A 24,288-nucleotide genomic window follows, 5' to 3' on the forward strand; every position below is an offset into this window, starting at 1 on the left:
TGTGAGCAGAACGCGAAGCCGCAGCGAATCGATCCGCATGGACGAGGAGCTGCGGCTTCCGCGTGCACCGGGACTCTTCCGACGGTTCTGGGCACGGCACCCGGTCCTCGCCGACGTGCTGCTCGCGCTGTTCTGCTTCTTCCTGTCGCTGGCGCCGGCCGGGCGCCCCTATGACTCATCGATGCCGGAGTCCACCTACATCGCACTCAGTGTCGGGACCCTGACGCTCGTAGCCGTCGCGTGTGCCACACTCATCTGGCGCAGAAGAGCGCCCCTCGGACCGTTCATCGCCGCCATGGTGCTCGGAACACTCGGGCTCTACACGGGCTTGTCCGGCGGCATCGTGCTCCTGCTCGTCGCGTGCTACGGGCTCGCGGTCTATCGCTCGTCGCGCCTCGCCTGGATCTGCTACGGCATCGGCGCCGCGTGGTTCATGGCGCTCGGCGGACTGTCCATGCTCACCGGCGCGATCTCGTTGCAGGGCGGTCTCGACATCGCGCTCGGGTACATCCTGCTCGGCATGATCGGCACGCTCGTCGGTGTCAACGTCGGCGGGCGCAAGCGCTATCTCTCCGCTCTCATCGATCGTTCGCGCCAGTTGCTGATCGAGCGCGACCAGCAGGCGCAACTCGCGGCCGCCGCCGAGCGGGCCCGCATCGCCCGGGAGATGCACGACATCGTCTCCCATTCGCTCACCGTCATCGTCGCGCTGTCGGAGGGTGCGGCGGCGACACCGGATCGCGAACAGGCGCGCAAGGCGGCGGCGTCCGCAGCAGACACCGCGCGGACCGCGCTCACCGAGATGCGGTCGATGCTCGGGGTGCTCCGCGATGACAGCTCCCCCGCGCCGCTCACGCCCATGCCGCCCGCGCCGCCGCGGGACACGGTCGAAGCCGCGCAGCGAGCCGGGTATCCGGCCACTCTCACCGTCGTCGGACAAGCGGAGGTGTCACCGGGGGTCGCACACGCGATCGGGCGGATCGTGCAGGAAGGCCTCACGAACGCGATGCGTCACGCACCGACCGCGAGCACGATCGCAGTGCGGGTGGAGTACACGTCCGATACGGTGACCATCGACATCGTGAACGACGGCGTCACCGCGCGGATGGGCACCGACGGATTCGGCCTGCGCGGCCTGGCCGAGCGAGCCGCCCATGTGCACGGCACAGTACGTTCCGCGCCGGGTGAGCCCGGGCGATGGGTGCTGCGCGCGGTGCTTCCGACGGCAGGAAACCCCCGCCCCGCCGCACCAGCCGACACGAGAGAGGACGAAGGATGACGCTGCCGATCAGGGTGCTTCTGGTGGACGACCAGGAGCTGATCCGTGTGGGCTTCCGGATGGTCCTGGAATCCGAGGACGACATCGTCGTCATCGGTGAGGCCGGCGACGGCAAGGCCGCGATCAGACAGAGCGCGATGCTCGTCCCCGACCTGGTACTGATGGACATCCGCATGCCGGAGCTGGACGGCATCGCCGCGACGGAGACGATCGTGCGCGAGCATCCGCAGACCAAGGTGCTCGTGTTGACCACGTTCGACCTCGACGAGTACGCGTTCGGCGCCATCCGCGCGGGAGCGAGCGGCTTCCTGCTGAAGGACGCGCAGCGCCACGAGATGATCTCCGCCGTGCGCGCGGTGCACCGCGGGGATGCGGCGCTCTCGCCACGGGTCACCCGGATGCTGTTGGAGCACGTGTCACCGCAGCTCGGCTCCGCGCCGCAGGGTCCGGAGGCCGCGGAGAGCATCGCCCTCGCGTCACTGACCGACCGGGAGCGCGACGTGTTCCTGGCGATCGGGCGCGGCCTCACCAATGCCGAGATCGCGCAGACGCTTTACGTGGGCGAGTCGACGGTCAAGACTCATGTGGGTCGCGTGCTGGCGAAGCTCGGTGCACGCGACCGCATCCACGCGGTCATCCTCGCGCACCGGCACGGACTCGTCGGAGAGTAGCCGCAGCGACGGGCCGCTCTCCGACGAGCCGGAGTGTCATGCGCGCGACGGCGTCCACTCCGAGACGCGGTCGAGCAGCTGCACCTCGTCGCTCGAGAGCTCCAGGCGTGCTCCGGCGAGGAGGTCGGGCACCTGCTCGGGTGTGCGGGCGCTCGCGATCGGTGCGACCACCGTCGGCTGTGCGCGCAACCAGGCGAGCGAGGTCGCCGCGATCGACGCGCCGTGTGCGGTGCCGATCTCTTCGAGGGTGTCGATGATGCGAAGCCCCGCCTCGGTGGCGTACTTCGCCGCCCCCTGGGCGCGCGGGGAGGTCTGACCATCGGTGTCGGTGGACCGGTACTTCCCGGTCAGGAATCCGCTCGCCAGTGAGTAGTACGGCACGAGGCCGAGTTCGAACTCCTCCGCCACCGGGATGATCGTCTCCTCGACGTCGTTGCGGTGCACGAGGTTGTAGTGCGGCTGCACGGCGACGGGCAGTGCCACTCCGAGGCGCCGTGCGATCTCGATCCACTCCCGGATGCGGGTTGCCGAGTAGTTCGAGACGCCGATGTGGCGCACGAGACCGTCGGCGACGAGCTGGCCGAACGCGGCCACCGTCTCTTCCAGCGGAACGGTCGCGTCGTCGAAGTGCGCGTAGTACAGGTCGATCTCGTCGACGCCCAGCCGCTGCAGCGAAGCCTCGGCAGCCCTGCGCACGTTCGTGCCGGCAAGCCCGGAGAACTGCGGGTGCTGGCTCACCTTGGTCGCGACGACGACTCCGGCAGGCTTCCGGGAGGCGAGCCATTCGCCGATGATGGTCTCACTCTCGCCGCCCTCGTTGCCCGGCACCCAGGCGCTGTAGGAGTCGGCGGTGTCGATGAAGTCACCGCCTCCTTCCACGAAGGCGTCGAGCACGGCGAAGGAGGTGTCGCGGTCGGCCGTCCAGCCGAATACATTGCCGCCGAGGGAGAGCGGGAGAACGTCGAGGTCACTGGTGCCGATACGTGTCATGTCCGTGACAACCGCGCACCCTCCCCCCGTCATTCCCGGATGACGACATGTTGCGCGAGGACCTCCGGGGATCAGGTGGGCGTCTCGCCCTCGTCGTAGATCTGCGAGGGGCGTCCGACGAGTCGGGCATCAGGAGCGTGCGCGACCAGCGGATCTTTGCCGGGATAGTCGAAGCGCGCGAGCACGACCCGCATCGCCTCGAGCCGGGCACGCTTCTTGTCGTTCGACTTGATGACGATCCACGGCAGGGCGGGTGTGTCCGTGTGGAAGAACATCGCCTCCTTCGCCGTCGTGTAGTCCTCCCACCGGTCGACGCTGGCGAGGTCGGTCGGGCTGAGCTTCCACTGCTTGACGGGGTCCTCGCTGCGGCGCGTGAACCGGCGCCGTTGCTCCGCCTCCCCCACCGAGAACCACAGCTTGATCAGGCGGATGCCGGAACCGACGAGCATCCGCTCGAACTCGGGCACGGTCTGCATGAACTCGTCGTACTCGGCCGACGAGCAGTACCCCATGACACGCTCGACGCCGGCCCGGTTGTACCACGAGCGGTCCATGAGCACGATCTCCCCACCGGACGGGAGGTGCGCGACGTATCGCTGGAAATACCACTGCGTGCGCTCGGCGTCCGTGGGCTTGTCGAGCGCGACGACACGCGCACCGCGGGGATTCAGATGCTCCATGAAGCGCTTGATCGCCCCGCCCTTGCCCGCGGCGTCCCGCCCCTCGAAGACGATCAGCACCCGCTCGGCGGATCTCTTGATGTGCGCCTGCAGCTTCAGGAGCTCGATCTGCAGCAGTCGCTTCTCCTGCTCGTACTCCCGCCGCGAGAGCTTCGTGGCATACGGGTAGTCGTGCTGCCATTCGGGCGCGGTGGTCTCGGGCTCGGGCGCGCTGCTCATGATGTGTCCCTTCGGGTGCAGGAGGTACCGCCTCTCGACCGGGGAGCGCAGGTGGCCTCGGCGGGGAGCGGGCCACCTGCGCCGTCATCGGCCTGGCGCGGAGATCGTCCGATCACCAGGAAGACGGAGTCTCAGTAACATATCACCATCTAACGCGCTACGGCGAACCCTCGCCTGCGGTGCGCCGCGGAGCCATCCGTGAACGACGAATCGCCCCGATCCCGGAAAGAGATCGGGGCGATTCGCCCGGCTCTGATCGAGCCTCTTGAGCCGACTACGGGACTCGAACCCGTAACCCCCGTATTACAAGTACGGTGCGCTACCAATTGCGCCAAGTCGGCGGATGCCACCAGCTTAGCGATGGCATCGACCCCGCCTCGACCTACGAGGCAGGCGTGGCTGTCGGGGTGGGCGTCGGCGACTCGGTCGCACGCGACGCGTCGCTCGCGACACTGAGCACGAACTGCGAGAACTCGGCGGGGTCGTCGGGAGCACCGACATAGGCCTCGCCGTTGGCGACGATCATCGGCGCTGCCGTGAGCACCAGGTCGTCGGAACCTGCGAGCGGCCCGTCGAGGGCACGAGTGGTCGCTTCCTTCGCCCAGCTGATGAAGTCGCCGTTCTGAATGCAGGACTTGATGTCCTTGGAGTTGTCGACACCGACCGCACCGGCGAGGTTCGCCAGCTCATCGTCGGAGAGACCGTCGCTGCCGACCTCGGGCTGCTTGTCGAGCAGGTCGTGGTTGAAGGCGTAGAACTTGGACGGCGAGTAGGTCGCGACGCAGGCTGCCGCCGCGGCCGAGCGCAGCGAGTACTTGGTGCCGTTCGAACTGGCGGTCAGCAACGCGACCGGGTGGTAGCTGACCGAGACGGCGCCTTCGCCGATCCAGCGGGCCAGCTGACGCGCATTCGCACGCTCGAACTTTCCGGCATCCGGCGAGAGGTAGTCGACGTAGACGTGGATGTCGACCTTCTCCGACGCGGTCGGCTTCGGAGTCGGCGCCTCGGAGGTGGCGGCATCGCTCGGGTCGGGCGCAGCGGTGGCCGGGAGCGAGTCCGACGACGCGACCGCACTGATGTCGGTGACGACGACGCCGTCCGCTTCCATGCCGGTCGGCGTGAGCCGCGGCTTCGAGACCTGAGCGGACACGGCAAGAGTCACCGCGGTGCCGATCGCGCCCACGGCGACGATCGCGACCGCGCCGATGATGATTCGTCGCATAAGGCGCGCCCTCGACTGCTGGGCGTGCACCTGCTGAGCCTTCTCCCGCACAGCCTCGCGAGAATTGCGAGGCGTGGGGACGTTCGGCGTTTCGTCGCTCGACATCGTTCCTCTTGTGAGTCTCTGGGGGTCCGGGTTGGCCCCGACCGCCGCCCGGCGACGATCGCCGCAGCGCGCGGCCGAGTTCGATGCTAGCCAGTGAGGCTGAGAAATACCCAGGTGCCGCCGTTCATGCCATACTGAAATCGACCCGATGGCGGGTCACGGCGGGTCGTCCCCGCCGCTTCATCACTACGGATCGTCCGGCACGTACCTGCCGGTGAAGGAGAAACCACAATGGCATCTGTGACTTTCGACGAGGCCACCCGCCTGTACCCCGGCGGAACCCGTCCGGCCGTCGACAAGCTCAACCTCGAGGTCGGAGACGGCGAGTTCCTCGTCCTCGTCGGCCCTTCCGGTTGCGGTAAGTCCACGTCCCTCCGCATGCTCGCCGGCCTCGAAGAGGTCAACGCCGGCCGCATCCTCATCGGCGACCGCGACGTGACCGACGTCCCGCCGAAGGACCGCGACATCGCGATGGTCTTCCAGAACTACGCGCTGTACCCGCACATGACCGTCGCCGAGAACATGGGCTTCGCGCTCAAGATCGCCGGTGTCGGCAAGGAAGAGCGCGCCGCCCGCGTGCTCGAGGCCGCCAAGCTGCTCGACCTCGAGCCCTACCTGACCCGCAAGCCGAAGGCCCTCTCGGGTGGTCAGCGTCAGCGCGTCGCGATGGGCCGCGCGATCGTCCGTCAGCCGCAGGTGTTCCTCATGGACGAGCCGCTGTCGAACCTCGACGCCAAGCTGCGCGTCCAGACGCGTACGCAGATCGCGTCGCTGCAGCGTCGTCTCGGCGTCACCACGGTCTACGTCACGCACGACCAGACCGAGGCGCTCACCATGGGTGACCGCATCGCCGTGCTCAAGGACGGCCTGCTCCAGCAGGTCGGCTCGCCGCGCGACCTGTACGAGAAGCCGAACAACGTCTTCGTCGCCGGCTTCATCGGCTCCCCCGCCATGAACCTGTTCTCGGCAGACCTCGCCGACGGCGGCGTGCAGTTCGGCTCGGAGGTCGTGCCGCTGGACCGCGACACGGTCGGCCGCGCGAACGGCAGCCAGGTCACCGTCGGTGTCCGCCCCGAGGACATCGTGGTCGGCCCGGCAGACGGCAAGGGCCTCTCGGTCGTCGTCGACCTGGTCGAGGAGCTCGGCGCCGACGGCTACCTCTACGGCCACACCGAGATCAACGGCAAGCGCACCGACCTCGTCGCACGCGTCGACGGCCGCAACCACCCGAACGCGGGCGAGACGGTCACGCTGGCCGCGACCGCCGGCCACGTGCACGCGTTCGACATCGAGTCGGGCGACCGCCTGAACGAGAAGCCGGTCGTCTCCGCCTGATCGGATTCACCAGACGCGGCGCGGGTCGACTTCGGTCACCCGCGCCGCGTCTCTCTTTTCCACCGCCCACCTCACCCGGGAGCACCATGCAGGATTCGCTGCGGATCACCGCCAGCAAGATCGATCCGGGACTGCTCTCCCTCCCCTGGTCCACGACGCTCGCGAAGTGGCCATCCGAGCACATCGTCTCGCTCCCGAAGGGCCTCTCCCGCCACCTCGTGCGGTTCGCCGACCTCTCCGGCCGCGTCGTCGCCGTGAAGGAGACCACGGCGGAGATGGCGCAGCGCGAGTACGACATGCTCGGCAACCTCGCCCGCCTCGATGTGCCGTGCGTCGACCGCGTGGCCGTGATCGCCGAACGCACTGATGCCCACGGCGATCCCCTCCCCGCCGCCCTCGTGACCTCGCACCTGCGCTTCTCGATGCCGTATCGCGCCCTGTTCACCCGCGTGCTGCGGCCGGACACGGCCAACCGCCTCGTCGACGCGCTGGCACTGCTGCTGGTGCGCCTGCACAACGTCGGCTTCTACTGGGGTGACGTCTCGCTGTCGAACACCCTGTTCCGTCGTGATGCCGGAGCTTTCGCCGCCTACCTGGTGGACGCCGAGACCGGAGAGCTGCATGAAGAAGGCCTGACGGACGGCCAGCGCGCCTACGACCTCGACCTCGCCCGGACCAACATCGCCGGCGAGATCATGGACCTCGCCGCGGGCGGGCGACTCGAACACGGCGTCGACGCGGTCGCCATCGCCGACGGCATCGTGTCGTCCTACCGGTCTCTGTGGGCGGAGCTCACCGCGCAGGAGTCCTTCTCCGCATCCGAGACGTGGCGCATCACCGAGCGGGTCGAACGGCTCAATGCCCTCGGTTTCGACATCGACGAGATGTCCATGTCGACCACCGCCGACGGCACCGTCGTGGAGATCCAGCCGAAGGTCGTCGACGCCGGGCACCACCAGCGTCGCCTCATCCGCCTCACCGGCCTCGACGTGGAGGAGAACCAGGCACGGCGCCTGCTGAACGACCTCGACGAGTTCCGCGCCCGCTCCACCAAGCAGTGGGCGGACGAGGAGATGTACGCGCACGAGTGGCTCACCCGCGTGTTCGAACCCGTCGTCCGTGCGATCCCCTACGAGTTGCGCGCCAAGCTCGAACCGGCCGAGGTCTTCCACCAGGTGCTGGAGCACCGGTGGTACCTGTCACAGGCGGAGGGGCGATCGATCCCCCTCGCCGAGGTGCTGACGAGCTACATCAACGAGGTGCTGCGCCACCGGCGCGATGAGGCCACGATCATGGGTCCGCCGACCGAGACCATGAGCCTCCCGGTGATCACCGGGGTGACCCCGGTCGCCGACGACGACGAGGACGTCGACTGGCGCGACCTCGTCTGATCGCCGGGTCGGTCAGTAGCCGACCGTGAACCGCTCGCGATGGTGGTTGCCCTGCTCGATCTCGTCGACCACGGCGACGGCGAAGTCCGCACCCGAGATGTACGACTTCCCGTCCGCATCACGGACGATCACGTCGCCGCCGTCGCGGTAGTGGCCGGTACGCTCGCCTTCCGCCCACGGCCCGAAGACCTCGGCGGGGTGGATGAAGAACCAGTCGAGTCCGGCATCCGTCGCCTCGAGGAGAGCGAGGGATTCGATGCCGACCTGCGCCTCGTGCTTGTACTCCTCGGGGAAGCCCTGATCGAACAGGCGCGGACCACCGGGGGCCACCAGGCTGCCGCCCGCACCGCCCACGACGCCGAGCCGCGTGGCCGTGCCGGCGAGCTGTGCGACGACGTTCGACAGCGCGTCGAGGGCACGGTCGGCCATGTCCCCGCGCGGGGAGAGCGCCGACACCACGGCATCGGCTCCGGCGAAGGCATCGGCGAGGGAAGCGATCTCGAGAGCGGATCCCTGCACGTAGGCCGCGCCGGCCACCGGGTCCGTCGGCGCGGAACGGGAGATCGCGATCACGGCATGACCACGGCTCACCGCCTCCGAGACGATGTGACGACCGGCATAGCCGGTCCCTCCCAGAACGACGATGCGAGCCATGGTCTGCCTTCCCCCGGTGCTACTTCTTCGCGGCGCGAACCGTCGACACCTGGTACAGGGCGACGGAGGTGGCGATCCCGGCGTTCAGCGACTCGGTCGCCGCGGAGATCGGGATCGAGACGATCTGGTCACAGGTCTCGGTGACCAGGCGCGACAGCCCCTTGCCCTCGGAACCGACGACGATCACGACCGGGCGGTCGGCGAGCTGCAGCTCGGGGAGCGACACATCGCCGCCCCCGTCGAGACCGAGCACGAACACGCCCTGCTTCTTGAACTCCTTGAGCTGGGTCGTGAGGTTGGTCGCGAGAGCGACGGGGATGCGTGCGGCAGCCCCCGCGCTCGTCTTCCAGGCGGCCGAGTTCACACCCGCGGAACGACGCTGCGGGAGGATGATGCCGTGCCCGCCGAACGCAGCGGCGGAGCGGATGATCGCGCCGAGGTTGCGCGGGTCGGTGATGCCGTCCAGTGCGACGAACAGCGGCACCTCCCCCTTGTCGATGACCTGCTCCAGAAGGTCCTGGGGGTGTGCGTACTCGTAGGGCGGGACCTTGACGGCCACGCCCTGGTGCACGCCGTCGAACCCGGCCATGCGGTCGAGCTCCTGACGGGTCACCTCGAGTACCGGGATGCCCCGGTGGGTCGCGATCGACAGCATCTCCTTGACACGGTCGTCCATCTCCACCCGCTGGGCGATGTAGAACGCCGTCGCCGGGATCTTCGCCCGCAGCGCCTCGAGCACCGAGTTGCGCCCGGTGACGATCTCGATGTCGGTCGTGTTGTCCTTCGCCCTGGCCGCACGGTTCGGGTTGCTGCCGGAAGACGGACGCTGCCCGGGCTTGCCCTTGCCGCCCGATGCCGCATAGCGCTCGGCGGCAGCCTTGCGCTTGCCTGCGGGGTGCCAGGCGCGATCCTCCGCCTTCGGCGTCGGCCCGCGGCCCTCGAGCGCCTTGCGTCCGAGTCCGCCGGTGCCCTTGGTCGGGCCCTTCTTGTTTCCCTTGCTCGCGCCGGGGCGCCCTGGCTTAGCCATCGATACTCCAATGAGTTCCGGCCGGAGTGTCCTCCAGCGTGATTCCTGCGGCGGCGATCGCATCTCGGATGCGATCCGCCGCCGCCCAGTCCTTGTCAGCGCGCGCCTGGGCGCGCTGCGTGATCATCGTCTGGACGAGGGTGTCCAGAGCGGTCTCCGACGCGTGGTTCTTCGCATCGGATGCGGGCGTGAGGCCGAGGACGGACGTCATCGCCATGACGGCCCGCAGCGCTTCGAGCGCCGTGTCGGTCTCCCCCGCGTCGAGGGCCGAGTTCCCCGCACGCACCGTCTCGTGCAGAACGGCGAGAGCCTGCGGCACACCGAGGTCATCGTCCATCGCCGCCGCGAACGCATCGGGCAGGCTCTGCGACGCGAACCACCCGAACCCGCCTCCGGCCGCGCGCGCGGCACGCTGCCGGAATGCGGCGATGCGTCCGAGCGCCGCCTCCGCCTCGGCCCACGACGAGTGCGTGAGGTCGAGGCTCGACCGGTAGTGCGCCGACGCCAGTGCGTAGCGCACGACCAGAGGATCGTGGGCCGACAGCACATCGGCCGCGAGCGTGAAGTTGCCCAGCGACTTCGACATCTTCTGCCCGTCGACGGTCACGAGGCCGTTGTGCACCCAGTACCGCGCGAAACCGTCACCGGCCGCGGTCGACTGGGCGAGCTCGTTCTCGTGGTGCGGGAAGCGCAGGTCCAATCCTCCACCGTGGATGTCGAACTCCGCACCGAGATAGCGCTTCGACATCGCCGAGCATTCGATGTGCCACCCCGGACGGCCCTGGCCCCACGGCGACGCCCAGGTCGCGTCCGCGGGCTCTTCCGGCTTGGCGCCCTTCCAGAGGGCGAAGTCCTGCGGGTTGCGCTTGCCGCGCGGGTCCGCGTCCTCCGCAGCCTCCATGGCATCGACGGACTGATGCGTGAGGGATCCGTAGTCGGCCCACGAACGCACGTCGAAGTACACGTCGCCGGAGCCGTCGGGCGCGGGGTAGGCGTGTCCGCGTTCGATCAGCAGCGCGATCAGCTCCTGCATCTGCGGGACGGACGCCGTGGCGCGGGGCTCGTAGGTCGGAGGCAGGATGCCCACTCCGGCATATGCGGCGGTGAACTCCTGCTCCATGCGATACGCCAGCGCCCACCACGGCTCGGCGTCGGTCGCGTTGGCGAGCACCTTGTCGTCGATGTCGGTGACGTTGCGCACGAAGGTGACCCGCCCGTGACGGAGCTCGAGCCAGCGACGCAACAGGTCGAAGCTCAGGGCGGCTCGGACATGCCCGATATGGGGTCCGGACTGCACCGTGGGTCCGCACACGTACATCGTGATGTTCTCGGGATCGAGAGGCACGAAGTCACGCAGTCGGGCTGCGCGGGTGTCGTAGAGGCGGAGAGTCACCGCTCAAGCCTACTCGGGGAGCGCTGAGCGTCCGCCTCCGCGTCGTCACCGATCGTGCGGATCGCTCCCGAGCACCGACGCGACGGCCGTCACCGCGATGCCTTCGCCTCGTCCGGGGAAGCCGAGCCGGTCAGTCGTCGTGGCCGTCACCGAGACGGGAGCACCGAGCACGGCCGACAGCACCGCCTCCGCTTCGAGACGCCGCGCACTGAACCGCGGCTTGTTCCCCTGCAGCTGCACCGACACGTTGCCGATCCGGAATCCGGCGTCGGAGAGGAGCTCGCGCGTGCGGGCGAGGAAGACATCGGCATGCGCCCCCGCGTACTCGGGGTGCGACGTGCCGAAGTGCTCACCGATGTCGCCGAGTCCCGCCGCCCCGAGGAGCGCGTCCACGATCGCATGCGCGACCGCGTCGCCGTCGGAGTGTCCCGACAACGGCTGCTCCCCCGGCCACTCCAGGCCCGCGAGCCAGAGGTTCCCCTCGCCGCCGAACGCGTGCACGTCGGTGCCGACGCCGACCCGCGGAATACCCACCGCGGCGACAGAGGGAGCGAGCAGATGCCGGGCTCGATCGAGGTCGGCGGGCGTCGTGATCTTGAACGCCCGCGCCGAGCCGTCGATGTGCCGCACCGGGTGTCCGTCCGCGGCGAACAGCGCCGCGTCATCGGTGTAGTCGATGCCGGCGTCGGCAGCGGCGGCGTATGCGGTCTCCAGCAGCGCACGAGGGAAACCCTGCGGCGTCTGCGCCGCAGCCAGCTCGGAGCGGTCGACCGCGGCGACCACGGTCCCGTCCGCCACCTTCTTGAGCGTGTCGACGACCGGGAGCGCCGGGATGACGCCGACCTCCGCCGTGACCGCCGCGGCGACGGCATCGATCTGCGCGGGAGGCGTGAGAGCACGGGCCGCGTCGTGTACGAGCACCGTCTCGACGTCACCCCAGAGCGCCGCGAGGCCCGCGGCCACCGACTGCTGCCGGGTAGCTCCTCCGGTCACGACTCGACCCAGATCGGCACGGTCGCCGGCCGCCGCGCGCAGCTCCGTCTCGGCGTCGCCCTCGAGACCGGCCGGAGCCACGACGATCACCTGAGCCGGGGCCGCAGCGAACACACCGTCGAGTGCATGACGGAGCACGGAATGCGCATCGATGCCGACGAACGCCTTCGGGGCGCCGGCGGCCAGACGCGTGCCGGAGCCGGCGGCCACGACGATGACGGCGGTGTGCGGGACGGGAAGGATGGTCACGGCTTCACGTTACCGGCGAAGACGACGAAAGGCGGATGCCGAAGCATCCGCCTTTCGTGGAACGGGTTCAGGACGCGAGGACCTCGTCGAGCAGCGCGCCCGCCTTGTCTTCGTCGGTCTTCTCCGCGAGCGCGAGCTCGGAGATGAGGATCTGCCGAGCCTTCGCCAGCATCCGCTTCTCTCCCGCGGAGAGTCCGCGGTCCTGGTCGCGACGCCACAGGTCGCGGACGACCTCGCTCACCTTGATCACGTCGCCGGAGGCGAGCTTCTCGAGGTTCGCCTTGTACCGGCGCGACCAGTTGGTGGGCTCTTCAGTGAAGGGTGCTCGCAGCACCTCGAATACGTGATCGAGGCCTTCCTTGCCGATGACGTCGCGAACGCCGACCAGGTCGACATTCTCCGCCGGCACCTCGATGATGAGGTCTCCCTGCGTGACGTTGAGCTTCAGGTATTTCTTCGTCTCACCCTTGATGATGCGCTCCTTGACCTCGATGATGGTCGCAGCGCCATGGTGGGGATAGACGACGGTCTCGCCAACCTCAAAAAGCATAAAAACGTGTCCTTTCGGCAACCTCAAGGATACCACAGGGGACATGCGCTAAGGTTCGCGCTCCCTGTGCCACAGGGCCGTCACGACTTACCCATAGAATGGATCACGGATATCCCGCCGGACCTCAGGAGGACCCGTGAAATCGCGCCTTGTTGCGTCTGCAGCCCTCAGCGCCCTCGTTCTGCTCGGTGCGACCGGGTGCACCTTCATCACGCCGCAGTCGACGAAGATCGAGTACGCGGCTTCCGACGGCGTCAACGTCTCCGATGCCGACGGTCCGATCGACGTCCGCAACGCACTGGTCATCGCGACGGAGGACGGCTCGATCGGCAACTTCATCGGCGCGATCGTGAACCCCACGCAGGAGAGCGCGACGCTCACCATCACGGTCGAGGACCTCGACCCGTTCACCATCACCGTCCCCGCGGGCGACACCGTGAGCCTGGGCTCCGACGAGGAGCCGCTGCGCATCGTCGGTCTCGACACGAAGCCCGGTGCGACCGTGCAGATCCACTTCCAGTCGGGCGACTCCGCCGGAGTGAAGACCCAGGTGCCGGTGCTCGACGGGTCCCTCCCCTACTACGCCGACCTCGTCCCGTCGGAGCGGGTGGGCACCCCCTCCCCGGCGCCGACGAACTGACGCCGCACGAACCATCGAGAAGAGGCCGGTACCCCCGCGGGGCACCGGCCTCTTCCGTATCCAGAGGATGCTCAGCCTTCGAAGCGGTACCCCAGCCCGCGCACGGTGACCAGCATCACCGGCTCGCTCGGGTTCTCCTCGATGCGCGAGCGGATGCGCTTGATGTGCACGTCGAGCGTCTTGGTGTCGCCGAAGTAGTCGCTGCCCCACACCCGATCGATGAGCTGGCCGCGGGTGAGGACGCGCCCCGAGTTGCGCATCAGCACCTCGAGCAGCTCGAACTCCTTGAGAGGCATGTTGATCTGCACACCCGCCACGGCGACCGTGTGCCGGTCGATGTCGAGCGAGACGCGTCCGCCGTCGAGCACGCGCTCGTCGAGTTCGCTGTCGGCCTGCACCACACGGCGCAGCACCGCCCGCATCCGTGCGAGCAGTTCGCGCGAGGAGTACGGCTTCGTGATGTAGTCGTCGGCCCCCAGCTCGAGACCGACCACGATGTCCACCTCGGAGTCCTTGGCGGTCAGCATGATGATCGGCACGGCCGACGTCGAGCGGATCTGCCGGCACACCTCGGTGCCGGGCATCCCCGGCAGCATGAGGTCGAGCAGCACGATGTCGGCACCGCGCTCCCGGAACGCCGCGAGTGCACCGGGGCCGTCCTCCGCGATCTCCACCTCGTAGCCCTCGCGGCGCAGCAGATAGGCGAGAGGATCGGCGAGGTCGGGCTCGTCTTCGACGAGAAGGATACGGGTCATGCTCTCTCTCCGTTTCGAGCGCGCGCGGATGCCGCAGCCTTGGCCGCCTTGCGAGCACGCTTCTTCTTGCTCTTCTTGTCCGCGTCGACGTTGTCGGGTGCGTCGATGCGCGGGAGTCTGATCGTGAACGTGGAACCGCGACCGGGGCGGGACCACAGTCGCACCTCGCCGCCGTGCCTCTGCGTGGCGTGCTTGACGATGGAGAGACCCAGCCCCGTGCCGCCCGTACGACGCGAGCGCGCCTCATCGGCGCGGTAGAAGCGCTCGAAGATGCGCTCCCGGTCGGCTTCCGCGATGCCGATGCCCTGGTCAGAGACCGCGATCTCGACCACGCCGTCGTCGGCCTTCACCCCGACACCCACGCGCGAGCCGCGCGGCGAGTACAGGATCGCGTTCGCGATGAGGTTGCCCACCGCCTCGATCAGGATCTGCGCGTCGCCGCGCACCCAGACGCCCCGGTCGCCCCCGCGCGTGAGGTCGACTCCTGCGGAGTCCGCCTGCACCACGTGCGCTTCGATGGAGGAGGCGATCACCTCGTCGATCGAGACGCGTCCGACCTTGGTGAGCCCGTCTTCGGCCTGGAGCCGGGAGAGGCTCATGATGCGGCCCGTGAGCTGCCCCAGCCGGCCGGCCTCTGCGGAGATGCGAGCGGCGAAGATCCGCACCTGGGCGGGGTCGTCTGCCGCGGACTCGATCGCCTCGGCGAGCAGACTCACCGCACCCACCGGGGTCTTCAGCTCGTGGCTGGTGTTCGCGACGAAGTCCCGGCGCATCTGATCGAGGCGCTCCTGCTCGGTGACGTCACGGATGATCATCAGCACCAAGCGGGCGCCGATCACACTGGCTCGCGCCGACACGAGTCGCGGGTCGAGGCTCAATCCGCCCCGGGTGAGCCGCATCGACTCCGTGACCGACCCGCCGCTCGCCCGCACCGTACGCACGAGCTGGCGCAGCTCGGGGTTGTCGAGGGTGGCACCGACGTCGATGCCGAACCGGCTCGCGGCCTGCGATGCCGCCAGGACCAGCCCGGACGAGTCCACGACCGCGGCGGCGTCGTCCATGCTGCGCAGGACATCGGTCATGCCTGCCGGGATCGCCACCGACGTCTCCTCCTGCACGCGTGCCCTCGCGCGGTACGCCCACACCACGAGCAGGGAGAGGCCGACGCCGATCACCAGCCCGATGGCGAGCGAAGACAGCGCGAGCTGCGGCAAGGTCATGCCCTAAGCGTAGAGTGCGTTCACCGCGACCTCGGCGGGTTTCCGCGCCCTGGCCACAACGCGAGAAGTACTATTCACGTGCTGGGCACCGTTCGTTAACCTTCGAGGCAGACAATCGCTTCGGGCCTGTGCGGGAGCGCAGACCCGCTCTCTCGTGCGGACGACCCGCCGTCTCACGCTGATCATCAGCCGAGATCCGAATGAAAGGTTGCGCCCCCATGCGCGAAGTCTTCCACCAGTCCCTCGAGGACCTCCAGTCGCGCCTCGTCGAGATCGCGGACCTCGTCACGGTCTCGATCGACAAGGCCACCAGGGCGTTCGCGACGAGCGACGTCGCCTTGGCCGAGGAGGTCATCGCCGACGACGCGAAGATCGACGAGCTCGCCGTCGCCCTCGACGAGCAGGCGATCGAGATCCTCGCCCGCCAGCAGCCGGTCGCCCGCGATCTGCGCATCGTCGTCACCGCACTGCGCGTGAGCGCTTCGCTCGAGCGCATGGGCGACATGTCCGAGCACATCGCCCAGCTCGCCCGCCTCCGCTTCCCCGAGCGCGCCATCCCGAAGGGCCTCAAGGGCACGTTCGTGAAGATGGGCGAGCTCGACGTCGAGGTCGCGCGCACGCTCGCCGAACTGCTCCGCACGCAGGACCTCCGCTTCGCCGACGCGATCCGCAACGCGGACGACGACGTCGACGAGCTGCACGCCACCGTGTTCGAGAAGGTGCTCAGCGACAACTGGAAGGGTGAGGCCACCGCGACCGTCGACGCCACTCTCGCCAGCCGCTACCACGAGCGCTTCGCCGACCACGCCGTCGCCGTCGCGAAGAAGGTCGTCTACCTCGCCACCGGCGACTGGGCGGTCGAGGAGGACGACATCCCCCTCGCTGCAGAGCAGCAGGAGCTCGAGCAGCAGGAGCTCGGGCACGCCTGACCCGGGCGTGACCCCGCCTTCACATCGAAACCCCCTGCTGCAGTCGACGGCAGCAGGGGGTTTCGTCGTTGTCGCGGGGTCTCGCGGTTACTTCTTGCCCTGGGCCGCGACGGCAGCGGCACCGGCGGCAGCGGCCTCCGGGTCGAGGTAGCGACCGGGACCCGTGGGAACGTTGTTCTCGTCGAGCTCGTAGACCAGCGGGATGCCGGTGGGGATGTTGAGCTCGGCGATGTCGTCGTCGCTGATGCCCTCGAGGTGCTTCACGAGGCCGCGCAGCGAGTTGCCGTGCGCGGTCACGAGCACGGTCTTACCGGCTTCGAGGTCGGGGACGATCGCGCTCTCCCAGTAGGGCAGCAGACGGTCGATGACGAGCTTGAGCGACTCGGTGCGCGGCACCTCGCCGTCGATGCCCGCGTAGCGGACGTCGCCGACCTGGCTGAACTCGCTCTCGTCGTCGAGCACGGGCGGCGGCACATCGAACGAACGGCGCCAGAGCTGGAACTGCTCGGGCCCGAACTCCTCCAGCGTCTGCGCCTTGTCCTTGCCCTGGAGCGCACCGTAGTGACGCTCGTTGAGGCGCCAGGAGCGGGTCACCGGGATCCACAGCCGGTCCGCGGCGTCGAGGGCGATGTTCGCGGTCTGGATCGCGCGGCTCAGCAGCGAGGTGTGCAGCACGTCGGGGAGGATGCCGGACTCGGCGAGCAGCTCGCCACCGCGACGGGCTTCCTTCTTGCCCTGCTCGTTGAGGCGGACGTCCACCCAACCGGTGAACAGGTTCAGTTCGTTCCACTCGCTCCGGCCGTGGCGGAGCAGGATGAGGGTGCGCGTCGCAGTCATGCCGTCAGTTTATCCGTCCGGCGGCGGCCGCCGAGTCGGATGCTGGGAGGATGGAGACATGGCGTCATCTCCCCTCGGTCGGCCGACCCGCGGCACGACGGGGACGAACCGACTGCGGCGCAACGACCGGTGGATCGCCGCGAGCGACGCCCTGCGCCGTGCGGCTGATCCTCTGGTCGTCGACCTCGGGTACGGCGCGAGCGGAGTGACCGCGTTCGAGCTCGCGGCGCGCCTCATGTCGGTACGTGCCGACGTCGAGGTGCGCGGCCTCGAGATCGACCCCGAGCGCGTCGCCACCGCCGATGCCCAGCTCGCCGAGGTGCGAGCAGGCCGCACCTCCTTCTCCCCTGCGCTCCCGGTCTCGTTCGCCCGCGGTGGCTTCGAGGTGCCGCTTCCCGACGGACGCCGAGCCGCCGTCATCCGTGCCATGAACGTGTTGCGCCAGTACGACGAACAGGATGTCCCCGACGCCTGGGGCCGCATGGCGTCGCGCCTGGCACCCGAGGGGCTGCTGATCGAGGGAACCTGCGACGAGATCGGCCGTGTCGCGAGCTGGGTCGACGTGGACGCCCGCGCGGTACCGCTCCGCTTCACGATCTCGCTCCGGCTCGCCGACCTCGAGCACCCGAGCATCGTCGCCGAGCGCCTGCCCAAAGCGCTGATCCATCGGAACGTGGCGGGCGAACGCGTCCACGCCCTGCTCCTCGACCTCGACCGGGAGTGGGACCGCGCCGCAGCCCTCACCACGTTCGGGGCCACGCAGCGATTCCTCGCCGCCGTGACGGCCCTTCGCGATCAGGGCTGGCCCGTGCAGGGTGGGCGCAGCCGATGGCGGCTGGGCGAACTCACCCTGCCCTGGGCCGCGGTGGCCCCTCGAGCCGACTGAGCCTCAGGCCTCGGAGGAATCGCGCGGATCCGGCGCGGACGGACGACGCGACAGGCGCGTGAGCCGCGGCACGTTCGCGGTGGCCCCGGCATCCGCCGGCACGATCACCTGCTGCGACGCCGCGATATCGATGCCGTCGGCGCGCACCACGAGGTCGCCGATTGGAGCGCGCCGCGAGAGGATGGCCAGCGCGATGGGTCCGTCTTCGTGGTGACGGGCCGCCGACGTGATGTGCCCGACCTCGTCGTCGCCTGCGAAGACCGGCGCACCGGGCTCGGGGAGGACGGCGTCGCTCCCGTCGAGGTGCAGCGCAGCGAGGCGACGCGGAGGATGCCCGAGGTTGTGCACCTTGGCGACCGTCTCCTGACCTCGGTAGCAGCCCTTGTTCAGGTGCACCGCGCTGCGGATCCAGTCGGACTCGTGCGGGAGCGAGCGCTCGTCGACCTCGGTGGCCCAACGCGGACGCCAGGCGGCGACGCGCAATGCCTCGGCAGCCAGCACTCCTGCGAACGCCTCGGGCCCGAGGGCTGCGGCGAGCGCGTCGGCGGACTCGTCCGTCAGGATCGCGACCCGCCACGCGTACTCGGCACCGGGATGGTCGACGACCTCGGCGTACTGGTGGCCTCCCGCACTGATCCGCTGCCATGGATCGGCCCAGACGAGAGGAACGCCGTTCGGCGCGAAGGCCGCCTCGGCCGCCGCAGCGGCGACCGTGCCGCCGTCGAGGTATCCGAGCAGCGCGAGATCGGCGCGGATGTCGACCGTCGCCTGTGTGCGGAACTTCATGCGGGTGAGCCAGGTGGCGAGCGCCTCGGCATCACCGGCATCCGCGATCAGCCACGTGGACGAACCGTCGTCCAGCACCCCGGCCGCGTGCTCGACGCGGCCCTGCGGATCGAGCACGAGCAACTCGGTGCTCTCCCCCGGCGCGAGGCGTCCCACGGACTGCGAGGTGATGGAGTCCAGCCACGTCAGACGCTCCGGTCCGGCGACCTCGATCACGGTGCGGTCTCCGAGCGGTGCGACCGCCGCGCCGTCGGCCAGACGCCGCTGCTCGCGGAACGCGTCGCCGAAGTGCGCGATCGTGTCGCCGTCGGTGACGGCACCGTGCACCGTCGAGAAGGCGGACACGTCAGACCTTGGCCAGCCGCGCCGACGCATGCGAGCGCAACGGTGTGCCCAGGGCGGCGATGTCCCATGCCCAGAGCAGGTGACCGTCGACGAGACCGTACATGCGCGAGGATGCGGTGTGCACCTTGGCACCCGCGCTGCGGACGACGGCATCCGTGCCGATGTCGATGCGTGGACCGTTGATCTCGCCGATGTAGAGCTCGAGGGCACCGTCGGCATGCGCGAGAGAGACCTCGATCGGGAATCCGCCGCTCGGGGCGCGCAGCTCTTCCACGTCGTCGACCGTGCGTGCGGCTGCCTTCTCCATCGGCGGGAGCAGTGCCGGACCGGCATCCGCCGCGGTGGCCGGTCGAGCGAGCCGCCAGAAACCGGTCTCCGCGAGGAGTGCCGCGGCGGGCGCCCCCTCTTCTGTGAGGAACGTCGCGGTGCCGGAGTAGTTGAGGAACGGGCCGCCGTCATGGCTGAAGCTAACCCGGTGAAGGAACTCGCCCTGCAGACGCTCGTCACCGACGGGATAGTCGATGACGCCGGTGCCCTCCCAGACGCCGATCAGCCACGAGAGCGGCGCGAGGTCGGCGGGAAGGTCGGTGGGCAGCTCGATCACGATCGCGTCAGCGCTGGCCGCGGAAGAGGTTACGCAGCACCACGGCCGAGACGAAGACGATCGCCAGGCTCGCGAGGCCCAGCAGGCCGATGAAGAAGATTTCGAGCGCCATGAGGTCCATGTGCACCACAATACCGCGCCGCGCCGGGGTCAGGCGGGGATGAGCGCCGCGAGGGCGAAACCGATCGACACCAGGCCCATCAGCAGAAGCGCGCCCATGACGCTGCCGGCCACCCGGAAGATGAAGCCCTGCGTGCGCCCGTACCAGAGCTGCACCGCGAACGACAGCAGGATTGCGCCCCCGAAGCCCACCAGCAGCCAGGGGATGCGCCACTCCTCCGGCACGAAGATGCCGATCGCGACGGTGGCGAGGAAGGCCGTCACCCACACGCCGACCACACCGGCGAACGCGTTGCGCGGTGCGAGTGCTGGATCCGTCATGACACCATTGTTGCGCATTCGGTCCCGGTATCATGGCGGCACGACGTCGATCCCCCGTCGGTTGAGGAGTGCGCGTGGCCCAGGTGCTGGTTCTGACCAACGCTCCGCTCTCGGAGCTGGTGCTTCCCGCCCTGGAGCTGCTGAGCCACCGTGCTCGCCAGATCCCCGCCGATCCCTCCCACCTGATCAACGCCCCGGAGTACGACGTCGTGATCGTCGACGGCCGTCACGATCTGGTCGCCGCGAAGTCGCTGTGCCGGCTGCTGCGTGCCACCGGACAGGAGGCACCGCTGCTGCTCGTGGTCACGGAGGGCGGCATGAGCGCGGTGTCCGGAGACTGGGGCATCGACGACGTCCTCCTCGTGACGGCCGGCCCCGCCGAGATCGACGCGCGCCTGCGGCTGGCGCTCGCCCGTCGGGACGAGGTCGCGGAACCCGCGCGCGTGCAGGCATCCGGCGTCACGATCGACGAGGCGTCCTATTCCGCCAAACTGCGTGGCCGCCCTCTGGATCTCACCTACAAGGAGTTCCAGCTGCTGCACTTCCTCGCCACCCACCCTTCCCGCGTCTTCACCCGCGAACAGCTGCTCAGCGAGGTCTGGGGCTACGACTACTTCGGCGGCACCCGCACGGTGGATGTGCACGTGCGGAGGCTGCGTGCGAAGCTCGGCGACCAGGAGCAGATCATCGGCACCGTGCGCAACGTCGGCTACCGGTTCAACGTCAACGAGGACGAGACCCTCGTCGGAGCCCGGTAACCGAACGCGCCCGTTCACACGCGCGTCACCTCGCGGTGCTTAGATGTACCCCATGATCGATCCCGCACTCGCCGACGCCGGACTGGGTGACGCCGAAGACGACGACTTCGACGCCATCGAGTCGCCGGACTCCCAGCTCCCCGACCACCGCTACCTGGACCGCGAGCTCAGCTGGCTCGCGTTCAACCAGCGCGTGCTGGAGCTCGCCGAGGATCCCACGCTCCCCGAGCTGGAGCGGGCGAACTTCCTGGCGATCTTCGCGAGCAACCTCGACGAGTTCTTCATGGTCCGCGTCGCCGGCCTCAAGCGCCGCATCATGACCGGTCTGGCGGTGCCGACGAACATCGGCCGCTCGCCCGTCGACGCCCTCGCCGACATCTCCCGCGAAGCGCACGCCCTGCAGCTGCGTCATGCCGAGGCCTGGACCTCGCTGGTGCGCCCCGCCCTGGCCGACTCCGGCATCGAGATCACCGACTGGTCCGAGCTGACCGACGACGAGCGGGCTGCGCTGTCCGAGTTCTTCCAGCTCCAGGTGTTCCCGGTGCTGATGCCGCTCGCGGTCGATCCCGCGCACCCGTTCCCCTATATCTCCGGACTCTCGCTGAACCTCGCGATCCGCATCCGCAACGCCCGCACCGGCCGCCAGGAGTTCGCGCGACTCAAGGTGCCGCCCATGCTCCCCCGCTTCGTGGAGGTACCGGGCAGCGGCGAGATCAAGCGGTTCCTGCGTCTGGAAGAGCTCATCGCGAACCACCTGGGCGACCTCTTCCCCGGCATGGAGGTGCTCGATCACCACGCCTTCCGACTGACCCGCAACGAGGACGTGGAGATCGAGGAGGACGAGAGCGAGAACCTCATCCAGGCGCTGGAAGCCGAGCTCCTGCGCCGTCGGTTCGGCCCGCCGATCCGACTGGAGATCACGGACGACATGGACGAGGTCACGATGGACCTGCTCGTGCGCGAGCTCGACATCACCGACCAGGAGGTCTACCGGCTCCCCGGTCCGCTCGACCTCCGCGGCCTGTTCGACCTGTCGCGCATCGACCGGCCCGACCTGCGCTACCCCCCGCACCTGCCGACCACCGCGGTCGCCTTCCAGCCGACCGGCTCGAACTCGCGGGCCGACATCTTCAAGGCCATCCGCAAATCCGACGTGCTCGTGCACCACCCCTACGAGTCGTTCACGACCAGCGTGCAGGCCTTCCTGGAGCAGGCGGCCCGCGACCCGCACGTGCTGGCCATCAAGCAGACCCTGTACCGCACCTCGGGCGACAGCCCCATCGTGCAGGCGCTGATCGACGCAGCCGAGGCGGGCAAGCAGGTGCTGGCCCTCGTCGAGGTCAAGGCCCGCTTCGACGAGGCCAACAACATCGTCTGGGCGCGCAAGCTCGAGAAAGCCGGGGTGCACGTCGTCTACGGCCTCGTCGGGCTCAAGACCCACTGCAAGCTCGCGCTCGTGATCCGCGAGGAAGACGGGATGCTGCGGCACTACTCCCATGTCGGCACCGGAAACTACAACCCGAAGACCAGTCGCATCTATGAGGACTTCGGGCTGTTCACCGCCGACGCGCAGGTCGGCAAGGACCTGACCCGGCTCTTCAACGAGCTCAGCGGCTACGCGATCGAGAAGAAGTTCAAGCGGCTGCTCGTGGCGCCGCTCCACCTGCGCAAGGGCCTCGTGCGGCAGATCGACGCCGAACGCCGGAACGCGGAGGCGGGCATCCCCGCGCACATCCGCATCAAGGTGAACTCCATGGTCGACGAGGAGATCATCGACGCGCTCTACCACGCCAGCGCCGCCGGCGTGAAGGTGGACGTCTGGGTGCGCGGCATCTGCAGCCTGCGCACCGACCTCGAGGGCATCAGCGACAACATCACGGTGCGCAGCATCCTGGGGCGCTACCTGGAGCACTCGCGTATCTTCGCGTTCGAGAACGGCGGCGACCCGCAGGTCTACATCGGCAGCGCCGACATGATGCATCGCAACCTCGACCGCCGCGTCGAAGCTCTCGTGCGCGTGACCGACCCCGCCCACCTCAAAGAGCTCGGGGCGTTCTTCGACCTGGCGATGGACGACGGCACCTCGTCGTGGCACCTCGGCGCCGACGGCGTCTGGAAGCGCCACGCCGTGGATGCCGACGGCAAGCCGCTGATCGACCTGCAGGATAAGACCATGGGGTTGATCCAGCGGCGGCGCCGCGCACGGGCGGTTCGATGACTTCGCGGCAGCTGCAGCTTCCCCCCGACGCGTCGACGCGCTCGAAGTGGACGGACAAGGCCGTGTACGCGGCCGGGGCCGTCGTGTGGCGCATGGTCGAGGGGAAGCTCCGGATCCTGCTGATCCACCGCACCAAGTACCGCGACATCACGCTGCCCAAGGGCAAGGTCGACCCCGGCGAGATGCTCGCCGAGACGGCCGTGCGCGAGGTGCACGAGGAGACCGGCATCCGCGTCTCCCTCGGCGTGCCCGTCGGGGTGAGCCGCTACCACCTCGCGTCGCGCAAGCAGAAGGTCGTGCACTACTGGGCGGCCGAGGCCACCGACGACGCGATCCGGGCATCGACGTTCGTGCCCAACCGCGAGATCGCCGCGATCGAATGGGTGAGCGTGAAGAAGGCGCGTGCGCGCCTCAGCTACCCGGTCGATCTGGAGATCCTCGACTTCTTCGCGGACCTCGTCGACGACGGCGTGCTGCGCACCTTCCCGGTCATCGCGTTGCGGCACGCGAAGGCGATGCCCCGCTCCGAGTGGGACCTGTCGGATGCGTCGCGCCCGCTCACCGAGCGCGGACGCACACAGGCGAAGTCGATCGTCGGCCCGCTGCGAGCCTTCGGCGTGCGCAAGATCGTGACGAGCGACGCTGTGCGCTGCGTCCAGACGATCACGCCGCTCGCCAAGGCCATCGACCGAAAGCCGGTCAAGACGGAGAAGATCAGCCAGGACGCCTGGGAGGACGGCGGTTCCGACCTTCGTGCGGTCGTCGGCCGACGCGTGCGTGCCGGGAAGCCCGCGGTGCTGTGCAGCCACGGCCCCGTGCTCCCCGGTCTGCTGTCCGAGATCGCCCTCGCCACCGGCACCGTCCACGGGTCGTATCTGGGCAGCGCCGCCGACCTGGAGCCGGCCGCCTTCTCGGTGGTGCATCTGTCGTCCACCAACCCCGGCTCCGGCATCATCGCGATCGAGACGCACATCCCCAAGGTCTGACGGGCCCCTGATTTCTCGCGGGAGCGCCCCAGAGAGTCGCCCGTCGTTCACCTGCCGTTCACCTGCACGGGAGAGTCTCGTTAACCGTCGCCCATAGCGTCACTGTGTGCCCTGCACCGGGCCCC

At 69.0% G+C, this 24,288-nt stretch carries 24 protein-coding genes and 1 tRNA gene; 10 read left to right on the plus strand and 15 right to left on the minus strand.

Going from position 1 to position 24,288, the window contains the following annotated elements:
- The first annotated feature begins 1 nt into the window (after position 1).
- Positions 2-1,279 (plus strand): sensor histidine kinase, encoded by a 1,278-nt coding sequence (locus tag WFM69_RS17455; protein WP_337006909.1) that lies wholly within the window; start codon positions 2-4, stop codon positions 1,277-1,279.
- Positions 1,276-1,950, plus strand: a complete 675-nt coding sequence (locus WFM69_RS17460; protein ID WP_337006911.1) for a response regulator transcription factor — start codon at positions 1,276-1,278, stop codon at positions 1,948-1,950. The genes WFM69_RS17455 and WFM69_RS17460 overlap by 4 nt, the downstream gene beginning before the upstream one ends.
- A gap of 36 nt (positions 1,951-1,986) precedes the next feature.
- On the opposite strand, the gene WFM69_RS17465 is transcribed toward WFM69_RS17460, so the two are convergent.
- The 4 genes from WFM69_RS17465 to WFM69_RS17480 all read right to left on the minus strand — a co-directional run bounded on the left by WFM69_RS17465 (position 1,987) and on the right by WFM69_RS17480 (position 5,166).
- Complete coding sequence (locus WFM69_RS17465) at positions 1,987-2,940, minus strand: aldo/keto reductase (protein WP_337006913.1); 954 nt, start codon at positions 2,938-2,940, stop codon at positions 1,987-1,989.
- Positions 2,941-3,011: 71 nt separating this feature from the next.
- A complete protein-coding gene (gene ppk2 / locus WFM69_RS17470) occupies positions 3,012-3,839 on the minus strand; it encodes a polyphosphate kinase 2 (protein WP_442928396.1) in 828 nt (275 codons plus the stop codon).
- A gap of 268 nt (positions 3,840-4,107) precedes the next feature.
- Positions 4,108-4,180, minus strand: a tRNA-Thr gene (locus WFM69_RS17475).
- Positions 4,181-4,221: 41 nt separating this feature from the next.
- Positions 4,222-5,166, minus strand: coding sequence for a DsbA family protein (locus tag WFM69_RS17480; protein WP_337006915.1), 945 nt, complete (start codon positions 5,164-5,166; stop codon positions 4,222-4,224).
- A gap of 231 nt (positions 5,167-5,397) precedes the next feature.
- Here WFM69_RS17480 and WFM69_RS17485 point away from each other — a divergent pair, with 231 nt between their 5' ends.
- A complete protein-coding gene (locus tag WFM69_RS17485) occupies positions 5,398-6,501 on the plus strand; it encodes an ABC transporter ATP-binding protein (RefSeq protein ID WP_337006916.1) in 1,104 nt (367 codons plus the stop codon).
- 86 nt (positions 6,502-6,587) lie between these two features.
- A complete protein-coding gene (locus WFM69_RS17490; RefSeq protein ID WP_337006918.1) occupies positions 6,588-7,892 on the plus strand; it encodes a DUF4032 domain-containing protein in 1,305 nt (434 codons plus the stop codon).
- A gap of 12 nt (positions 7,893-7,904) precedes the next feature.
- Here the strand turns inward: WFM69_RS17490 and WFM69_RS17495 are convergent, their stop codons facing one another.
- The 5 genes from WFM69_RS17495 to WFM69_RS17515 all read right to left on the minus strand — a co-directional run bounded on the left by WFM69_RS17495 (position 7,905) and on the right by WFM69_RS17515 (position 12,758).
- A complete protein-coding gene (locus tag WFM69_RS17495) occupies positions 7,905-8,546 on the minus strand; it encodes an NAD(P)-dependent oxidoreductase (RefSeq protein WP_337006920.1) in 642 nt (213 codons plus the stop codon).
- Positions 8,547-8,565: 19 nt separating this feature from the next.
- Entirely contained in the window at positions 8,566-9,573 is a 1,008-nt protein-coding gene (gene rlmB / locus WFM69_RS17500; protein WP_337006922.1) for a 23S rRNA (guanosine(2251)-2'-O)-methyltransferase RlmB, read from the minus strand.
- Positions 9,566-10,966: a cysteine--tRNA ligase gene (gene cysS / locus WFM69_RS17505; RefSeq protein ID WP_337006924.1), complete on the minus strand. Its 1,401-nt coding sequence runs from the start codon at positions 10,964-10,966 to the stop codon at positions 9,566-9,568. Before cysS ends, rlmB begins: the two co-directional genes overlap by 8 nt.
- Positions 10,967-11,011: 45 nt before the next feature.
- Positions 11,012-12,208, minus strand: coding sequence for a 2-C-methyl-D-erythritol 4-phosphate cytidylyltransferase (gene ispD / locus WFM69_RS17510; RefSeq protein WP_337006926.1), 1,197 nt, complete (start codon positions 12,206-12,208; stop codon positions 11,012-11,014).
- Positions 12,209-12,275: 67 nt separating this feature from the next.
- A complete protein-coding gene (locus tag WFM69_RS17515) occupies positions 12,276-12,758 on the minus strand; it encodes a CarD family transcriptional regulator (RefSeq protein WP_136056290.1) in 483 nt (160 codons plus the stop codon).
- 136 nt (positions 12,759-12,894) lie between these two features.
- Here WFM69_RS17515 and WFM69_RS17520 point away from each other — a divergent pair, with 136 nt between their 5' ends.
- Positions 12,895-13,398: a DNA modification methylase gene (locus WFM69_RS17520; protein ID WP_337006929.1), complete on the plus strand. Its 504-nt coding sequence runs from the start codon at positions 12,895-12,897 to the stop codon at positions 13,396-13,398.
- 71 nt (positions 13,399-13,469) lie between these two features.
- Here the strand turns inward: WFM69_RS17520 and WFM69_RS17525 are convergent, their stop codons facing one another.
- Together WFM69_RS17525 and WFM69_RS17530 are read right to left on the minus strand one after the other, a co-directional pair.
- The gene (locus WFM69_RS17525) at positions 13,470-14,153 is read right to left on the minus strand and encodes a response regulator transcription factor (RefSeq protein WP_337006931.1); all 684 of its coding nucleotides are present in this window, start codon (positions 14,151-14,153) and stop codon (positions 13,470-13,472) included.
- Positions 14,150-15,373: a sensor histidine kinase gene (locus WFM69_RS17530; RefSeq protein WP_337006933.1), complete on the minus strand. Its 1,224-nt coding sequence runs from the start codon at positions 15,371-15,373 to the stop codon at positions 14,150-14,152. Before WFM69_RS17530 ends, WFM69_RS17525 begins: the two co-directional genes overlap by 4 nt.
- A 218-nt stretch (positions 15,374-15,591) precedes the next feature.
- On the opposite strand from WFM69_RS17530, the gene phoU reads away from it, so the two are divergent.
- Positions 15,592-16,302: a phosphate signaling complex protein PhoU gene (phoU, locus tag WFM69_RS17535; RefSeq protein WP_337006935.1), complete on the plus strand. Its 711-nt coding sequence runs from the start codon at positions 15,592-15,594 to the stop codon at positions 16,300-16,302.
- 87 nt (positions 16,303-16,389) lie between these two features.
- Here the strand turns inward: phoU and WFM69_RS17540 are convergent, their stop codons facing one another.
- Positions 16,390-17,139, minus strand: coding sequence for a phosphoglyceromutase (locus WFM69_RS17540; RefSeq protein WP_337006937.1), 750 nt, complete (start codon positions 17,137-17,139; stop codon positions 16,390-16,392).
- A gap of 58 nt (positions 17,140-17,197) precedes the next feature.
- On the opposite strand from WFM69_RS17540, the gene WFM69_RS17545 reads away from it, so the two are divergent.
- Complete coding sequence (locus WFM69_RS17545) at positions 17,198-18,025, plus strand: class I SAM-dependent methyltransferase (RefSeq protein ID WP_337006939.1); 828 nt, start codon at positions 17,198-17,200, stop codon at positions 18,023-18,025.
- A gap of 3 nt (positions 18,026-18,028) precedes the next feature.
- Here WFM69_RS17545 and ygfZ read toward each other — a convergent pair whose 3' ends face one another.
- The 3 genes from ygfZ to WFM69_RS17560 all read right to left on the minus strand — a co-directional run bounded on the left by ygfZ (position 18,029) and on the right by WFM69_RS17560 (position 20,201).
- The gene (gene ygfZ, locus WFM69_RS17550; protein WP_442928397.1) at positions 18,029-19,186 is read right to left on the minus strand and encodes a CAF17-like 4Fe-4S cluster assembly/insertion protein YgfZ; all 1,158 of its coding nucleotides are present in this window, start codon (positions 19,184-19,186) and stop codon (positions 18,029-18,031) included.
- Positions 19,158-19,760, minus strand: coding sequence for an FABP family protein (locus tag WFM69_RS17555; protein ID WP_337006943.1), 603 nt, complete (start codon positions 19,758-19,760; stop codon positions 19,158-19,160). Before WFM69_RS17555 ends, ygfZ begins: the two co-directional genes overlap by 29 nt.
- 150 nt (positions 19,761-19,910) lie before the next feature.
- On the minus strand, positions 19,911-20,201 hold the full coding sequence (locus WFM69_RS17560) for a hypothetical protein (protein WP_337006945.1): 291 nt from the start codon (positions 20,199-20,201) through the stop codon (positions 19,911-19,913).
- A 74-nt stretch (positions 20,202-20,275) separates the two neighbouring features.
- Between WFM69_RS17560 and WFM69_RS17565 the strand changes: the two genes are divergently transcribed.
- The 3 genes from WFM69_RS17565 to WFM69_RS17575 are packed head-to-tail and all read left to right on the plus strand — an operon-like array spanning position 20,276 to position 24,163.
- Positions 20,276-20,959 (plus strand): winged helix-turn-helix transcriptional regulator, encoded by a 684-nt coding sequence (locus tag WFM69_RS17565; protein ID WP_337006947.1) that lies wholly within the window; start codon positions 20,276-20,278, stop codon positions 20,957-20,959.
- A 52-nt stretch (positions 20,960-21,011) separates the two neighbouring features.
- The gene (locus tag WFM69_RS17570) at positions 21,012-23,177 is read left to right on the plus strand and encodes an RNA degradosome polyphosphate kinase (RefSeq protein ID WP_337006949.1); all 2,166 of its coding nucleotides are present in this window, start codon (positions 21,012-21,014) and stop codon (positions 23,175-23,177) included.
- Entirely contained in the window at positions 23,174-24,163 is a 990-nt protein-coding gene (locus WFM69_RS17575; protein ID WP_337006951.1) for an NUDIX hydrolase, read from the plus strand. The genes WFM69_RS17570 and WFM69_RS17575 overlap by 4 nt, the downstream gene beginning before the upstream one ends.
- Positions 24,164-24,288 lie beyond the last annotated feature (125 nt).

This window comes from Microbacterium sp. LB12 (genome assembly GCF_037150835.1).
Lineage (GTDB): Bacteria > Actinomycetota > Actinomycetes > Actinomycetales > Microbacteriaceae > Microbacterium.

Coding starts and splice junctions, on each gene's coding strand:
- WFM69_RS17460 (WP_337006911.1), top strand. CDS start 1,276: ATGACGCTGCCGATCAGGGTGCTTCTGGTGGACGACCAGGAGCTGATC.
- WFM69_RS17465 (WP_337006913.1), bottom strand. CDS start 2,940: ATGACACGTATCGGCACCAGTGACCTCGACGTTCTCCCGCTCTCCCTC.
- ppk2 (WP_442928396.1), bottom strand. CDS start 3,839: ATGAGCAGCGCGCCCGAGCCCGAGACCACCGCGCCCGAATGGCAGCAC.
- WFM69_RS17480 (WP_337006915.1), bottom strand. CDS start 5,166: ATGTCGAGCGACGAAACGCCGAACGTCCCCACGCCTCGCAATTCTCGC.
- WFM69_RS17485 (WP_337006916.1), top strand. CDS start 5,398: ATGGCATCTGTGACTTTCGACGAGGCCACCCGCCTGTACCCCGGCGGA.
- WFM69_RS17490 (WP_337006918.1), top strand. CDS start 6,588: ATGCAGGATTCGCTGCGGATCACCGCCAGCAAGATCGATCCGGGACTG.
- WFM69_RS17495 (WP_337006920.1), bottom strand. CDS start 8,546: ATGGCTCGCATCGTCGTTCTGGGAGGGACCGGCTATGCCGGTCGTCAC.
- rlmB (WP_337006922.1), bottom strand. CDS start 9,573: ATGGCTAAGCCAGGGCGCCCCGGCGCGAGCAAGGGAAACAAGAAGGGC.
- WFM69_RS17515 (WP_136056290.1), bottom strand. CDS start 12,758: ATGCTTTTTGAGGTTGGCGAGACCGTCGTCTATCCCCACCATGGCGCT.
- WFM69_RS17525 (WP_337006931.1), bottom strand. CDS start 14,153: ATGACCCGTATCCTTCTCGTCGAAGACGAGCCCGACCTCGCCGATCCT.
- WFM69_RS17530 (WP_337006933.1), bottom strand. CDS start 15,373: ATGACCTTGCCGCAGCTCGCGCTGTCTTCGCTCGCCATCGGGCTGGTG.
- phoU (WP_337006935.1), top strand. CDS start 15,592: ATGCGCGAAGTCTTCCACCAGTCCCTCGAGGACCTCCAGTCGCGCCTC.
- WFM69_RS17540 (WP_337006937.1), bottom strand. CDS start 17,139: ATGACTGCGACGCGCACCCTCATCCTGCTCCGCCACGGCCGGAGCGAG.
- WFM69_RS17545 (WP_337006939.1), top strand. CDS start 17,198: ATGGCGTCATCTCCCCTCGGTCGGCCGACCCGCGGCACGACGGGGACG.
- ygfZ (WP_442928397.1), bottom strand. CDS start 19,186: ATGCGTCGGCGCGGCTGGCCAAGGTCTGACGTGTCCGCCTTCTCGACG.
- WFM69_RS17560 (WP_337006945.1), bottom strand. CDS start 20,201: ATGACGGATCCAGCACTCGCACCGCGCAACGCGTTCGCCGGTGTGGTC.
- WFM69_RS17570 (WP_337006949.1), top strand. CDS start 21,012: ATGATCGATCCCGCACTCGCCGACGCCGGACTGGGTGACGCCGAAGAC.
- WFM69_RS17575 (WP_337006951.1), top strand. CDS start 23,174: ATGACTTCGCGGCAGCTGCAGCTTCCCCCCGACGCGTCGACGCGCTCG.